The 5,068-nt window shown below is 72.7% G+C and carries 4 protein-coding genes; 2 read left to right on the forward strand and 2 right to left on the reverse strand.

The annotated features are described in order from the left end of the window. A partial coding sequence (locus IE312_RS38385; RefSeq protein ID WP_229898825.1) for a gluzincin family metallopeptidase occupies window positions 1-1,063 on the reverse strand: 1,063 nt, incomplete at its 3' end. 156 nt (window positions 1,064-1,219) lie between these two features. On the opposite strand from IE312_RS38385, the gene IE312_RS01105 reads away from it, so the two are divergent. After that, the gene (locus tag IE312_RS01105) at window positions 1,220-2,830 is read left to right on the forward strand and encodes a peptide-N4-asparagine amidase (protein ID WP_306419704.1); all 1,611 of its coding nucleotides are present in this window, start codon (window positions 1,220-1,222) and stop codon (window positions 2,828-2,830) included. A gap of 37 nt (window positions 2,831-2,867) precedes the next feature. Here the strand turns inward: IE312_RS01105 and IE312_RS01110 are convergent, their stop codons facing one another. Then, complete coding sequence (locus tag IE312_RS01110) at window positions 2,868-3,317, reverse strand: MarR family winged helix-turn-helix transcriptional regulator (RefSeq protein WP_189977386.1); 450 nt, start codon at window positions 3,315-3,317, stop codon at window positions 2,868-2,870. Window positions 3,318-3,432: 115 nt separating this feature from the next. Between IE312_RS01110 and IE312_RS01115 the strand changes: the two genes are divergently transcribed. Beyond that, a partial coding sequence (locus IE312_RS01115) for an ABC transporter ATP-binding protein (RefSeq protein ID WP_229898827.1) occupies window positions 3,433-5,068 on the forward strand: 1,636 nt, incomplete at its 3' end.

Genomic DNA, 5,068 nt, shown 5'->3' on the forward strand with positions numbered 1-5,068 from the left:
AATGGTGCGTCAGCTCGTGGACGAGGTTGCGCTCGGCGTCGACCCGGTCGCCCAGCAGGTCGTCGCGCGGCAGGACGGACAGCGACTGGGTCTCCAGGGCCACCGGCAGGTCGGTGTCCCCGACCAGCACGCCGTAGCGGCGGAACGGGTAGGGGCCGAGTCGCCGTTCCAGCCATTCCAGGTGGTGCGGGGTGAGCGAGCGGTACTCCTCGGTGTCCGACACCAGGGCGTCCGGCACCGCGTCCCGGACGGGCAGTCCGCGCGGGCCGCTGCTGTCGGCGAAGGTGAACCTGCCGATCGCCAACTGGACGAGCTGTGCGGCGATCGGCTGCTCGGAGTCGTAGGTCCACCGCACGCGCCCGTCGGGCCGCCGGTCGGTGCCGACGAGCCGGCCGTTGGCCACCGCGCTCAGCCCCGCGGGGGTGGTGATGTGGAAGGTCACCGGTGCCCGCAGGCTCGGGTGGTCGTCGGCCGGGAAGACCATCCGGGCTCCGTCGGGCTGCGCGCAGACGAGGGTGCCGTCGGGGGTGGGGACCCAGCCGTAGTCCTGGATCGCGTCGTCGCGGTGCCGCCCCTGGGTGGGGTCGGCGGTGTAGGCGACGTGGACGGTGAACGGACGGCCGCGCGGGATCGGCCGCGCGGGGGTGACGACGAGTTCGTCGCCGTCGCGGCGGGCGGCGGCCGGGGTGCCGTCGACGGTGACGCGGTGCAGCGTGTTGCCGGCGAAGTCGAGGTCGAAGCGGGACAGGGCCTGGGTGGCGGAGGCGCTGATGGTCGCGCCGGCCTCGAAGGGTGTCCGGGGTGCCCGCCAGTCGAAGTCGAGCGTGTAACGGCGGACGGCGTAACCGCCGTTGCCGGCGAGCGGCATGAGCGGGTCGCCGATGCCCGGTGCGCCGGGGGCCGCGGGCGGGCCCGAGGAGGCGGCCGGACCGGGTGCGGGGGGTCCCCCTGCTCCGCGCGGGAGCGTGCCGGCGAGGACGGCGGCGCCGCCGACCGCGCCCGCTCCGACGAGGGTGAGGACGAGTGCCGTGCGGCGGGAGAGTGGCCTCTTCGCGATCTCCATGAGCGCACTATGTCAGGAAGAGTCGCTTATATCACTAAATGGCCTGTCGCTGAATACCAGTCAGGGCCGCGCGGCCACCGCCCCCACCGCCCCCATCGCGCCGATCGGCCGAGGCGCCATTGCGGGGGAGGGCCGACTCCCCGTAGAACACCGGGCATGAGAAGACGGATGGTCATGTCCATGCTGACCGGAGCGATCCTCCTGGTGAGCGCGTTCTTAGGCACCGGCACCTCGGCGGCCCGGGCCGCCGAGGTGCCGGCCGAGTTCGGTACCGACTGGCACGACCCGGTGACCGCGGCGCCGCCCGTCGGCCGGCCGCACACGACGCCTTGTCAGGTCACCCTCGCCGACGTCCGGTTCCGCGACTTCACGCCGTACCGGGGCGCGTACACGCCTCCCCGGGGCTGCGGTGAGCACTGGAGCAAGGTCGTCCTGCGCCTCGACGGCAAGGTGAAGGGCCGTCAGTACGACCGGCTGGGCTACCTGCACGTCGGCGGGGTCGAGATCCTGCGCACCTCCACGCCGGAGCCCTCGCCCGACGGCATCGAGTGGCACGTCGAGAAGGACGTCACCCGCTACAGCGACACCTTCCGCCGTGCCCGGGACGTCGAGATGCTGATCGGCAACGTGGTGGACGACACCTACACCGGCGTCATCGACGTGCACGTCACTCTCAGCTTCTACGCCGGCCGCCCCGCGGACCCCGCCCCCGACCGGGTCCTCACCCTCGCCGACACGTCCTCCGGTACGACGCTCACCACACCGCGCAACAGCGAGCGGATCCTCGCCGAGGTGTACGCGACCGGCTCGGGCGGCGGGTGCGAGGAGTTCTGGTACCTGACCGTGCCGGAACCGGCGCCCTACTCCTGCAAGGCCGACCACGGCCCCTACCGCGAGGTGCGGATCACGGTCGACGGCCGGCTCGCCGGCATCGCGGCGCCCTTCCCGAACGTCTGGACGGGCGGCTGGTCCAACCCCTACCTCTGGTACGTCCTCCCGGCCCCGCGCGCCTTCGACGTGCGGCCCGTCGAGTACGACCTCACGCCCTTCGCCGGCCTGCTCAACGACGGCCGGCCGCACCGCGTCGAGGTGTCGGTCGCCGGCGTGCCCGCGGACCGGCCGGGCTGGAGCACACCGGTGAACGTGCTGGTCTGGCAGGACGCGCACCGCGCCCGCGTACCCGGTGCGCTCACCGAGGACAAGGAAACCGACCTCGCCGACTCCTCCCGCTTCACACCGGGTACGGAGAACCGGGTGCGGACCGAGGCCGGACACGGGCTCACCGTCTCCGGGTACCTGGACACCTCGCACGGGCGCGTGACCACCACCGTCACCCGCACGCTCGCCCACACGTCGGTCCACCGCTGGACCGACGGCGAGACCACGGACGGACTCGACGCGCGCTGGACCGACGACGAGACGGTCCGCACCGCCGGGCACGGTCCCGCGCGGACGACGCGGACGCGGCGGACGTACACCATGAACGGCGCCACCACCCTCGGCCCGGACGGCCGGCTGCGCACCGTGCTGTCCCTCGGCGACCGGGCCTCCGCGGTGGTTCGCCTGGGCGGCCGGCGCACCGCGTGGTCGCGGATGGACGACACGTACGGCGGTGACGCCACCTACACCGTCGACGTCCCGCGCGAGCAGCGGCACGCGGTCGGCACGTCGGCCGAGCGCTACCGCCTCCTCGGCTCGGACGGCTGTCACGACCGTTCACTGGCCACGGTCCAGGGGGTGCTGACGGAGGATCGCAGCCGCTGCTGAGACGGGGCGACGGGCCCGGCCGTTCGGCGGCGTCCGTTCAGCAGCGCTGGGCGGCTTCCCCGTCGATCAGCGTGTCCAGCAGGACGCCGAGCACCTGGCGCTCCTTCTCCGTCAGCGGCGCCAGTATCTCCTCGGCCGCCGAGCGGCGGACGCCGCGCAGTTCCCGCAGGGCCGCGCGCCCGTCGTCCGTCAGCTCGATCCGGGTCACGCGCCGGTTCGCCGGATCCTGCACCCGCCGTACCTTGCCGCTCGCCTCCAGCCCGTCGACCAGCGTCGTCACCGCGCGGGGCACGACCTCCAGGCGCTCGGCCAGGTCGGCCATGCGCGGGGGCGAGGGGTAGTGCGCGAGGGTGCGCAGCAGCCGGGACTGGGCGGGGGTGACGCCCAGCTCGCGCTGCTCCAGATGGCGCTTCTGGATGCGGTGCACCCGGCGGGTGAGCCGCAGCAACTGCTCGGCGAGCAGGCCGTCCGGGTCGGGGATGGTCATGCGGGAACAATATCAGGATGCCGTTCATTGTGAGTATAGGTAACAATGAGCTGCGACCCCGTCCCGCCCTCGCCGGCCGGCCCCCGTCCGGCGCCCGTCACTCCCGTAGGAGCCCATGCATCCCGACCGTGAACCCTCCTGGACCCCACCTGCCGACGCCGGCGAACAACCGCGGCAGGTGCGCCGCATCCTGCGGCTCTTCCGTCCCTACCGCGGGCGGCTCGCCGTCGTGGGCCTGCTCGTCGGCGCCTCGTCGCTGGTCTCGGTGGCCACGCCGTTCCTGCTCAAGGAGACGCTCGACGTCGCGATCCCGCGGGGCCGCACCGGCCTGCTGAGCCTGCTCGCGCTCGGCATGATCCTCAGTGCCGTCCTGTCCAGCGTCTTCGGTGTGCTGCAGACGCTGATCTCCACCACCGTCGGCCAGCGGGTCATGCACGACCTGCGCACCGCGGTCTACGGCCGCCTCCAGCGCATGTCGCTCGCCTTCTTCACCCGCACCCGCACCGGCGAGGTGCAGTCCCGCATCGCCAACGACATCGGCGGCATGCAGGCCACCGTCACCTCCACCGCCACCTCCCTGGTGTCCAACGCCACCAGCGTGGTCGCCACGGTCGTCGCGATGATCGCCCTGGACTGGCGGCTGACGATCGTCTCGCTGCTCCTGCTGCCGGTGTTCGTCTGGATCAGCCGCCGCGTCGGCAACGAACGCAAGAAGATCACCACCCAGCGGCAGAAGCAGATGGCCGCGATGGCGGCCACGGTCACCGAGTCGCTGTCGGTCAGCGGCATCCTGCTGGGCCGCACCATGGGCCGCTCCGACTCGCTCACCGCGTCCTTCGCGGAGGAGTCCGAACGCCTCGTCGACCTCGAGGTGAGGTCCAGCATGGCCGGGCGCTGGCGTATGGCCGTGATCACGATCGTCATGGCCGCGATGCCCGCCGTCATCTACTGGACCGCCGGGCTCGCCCTCTCCTTCGGCGGCCCCGAGGCCTCCCTCGGCACCATCGTCGCCTTCGTCTCCCTCCAGCAGGGCCTGTTCCGCCCGGCCGTGAGCCTGCTCGCCACCGGCGTCCAGATACAGACCTCGCTGGCGCTCTTCCAGCGCATCTTCGAGTACCTGGACCTGCCCGTCGACATCACCGAGCGCGAGCGGCCGGTCCGCCTCGACCTGGTCAAGGGCGAGGTCCGCTTCGAGGACGTGGAGTTCCGCTACGACGACAAGGGCGGTCCCGTGCTCGACGGCGTGGACGTCACGGTGCCGGCCGGCGGCAGCCTCGCCGTCGTCGGCCCGACCGGCGCGGGCAAGTCCACACTCGGCTACCTGGTGCCCCGGCTGTACGACGTCACCGGCGGCCGCGTCACCCTGGACGGCGTCGACGTCCGCGACCTGGACTTCGACACCCTCGCCCGCGCGGTCGGCGTCGTCTCGCAGGAGACGTACCTCTTCCACGCCTCGGTCGCGGAGAACCTGCGCTTCGCCAAACCCGACGCCACCGACGAGGAACTGCGCGCGGCGGCCGAGGCGGCACAGATCCACGAGCACATCGCCGCACTCCCCGACGGCTACGACACGGTCGTGGGCGAACGCGGCCACCGCTTCTCCGGCGGCGAGAAGCAGCGCCTGGCGATAGCCCGCACCATCCTGCGCGACCCGCCGGTCCTCATCCTGGACGAGGCGACCAGCGCGCTCGACACCCGCACGGAAGCCGCCGTCCAGCAGGCCATCGACGCGCTGTCGGCCGACCGCACGA

Origin of the sequence: Streptomyces capoamus, from assembly GCF_014654935.1 — a bacterium.
GTDB lineage: Bacteria > Actinomycetota > Actinomycetes > Streptomycetales > Streptomycetaceae > Streptomyces > Streptomyces capoamus.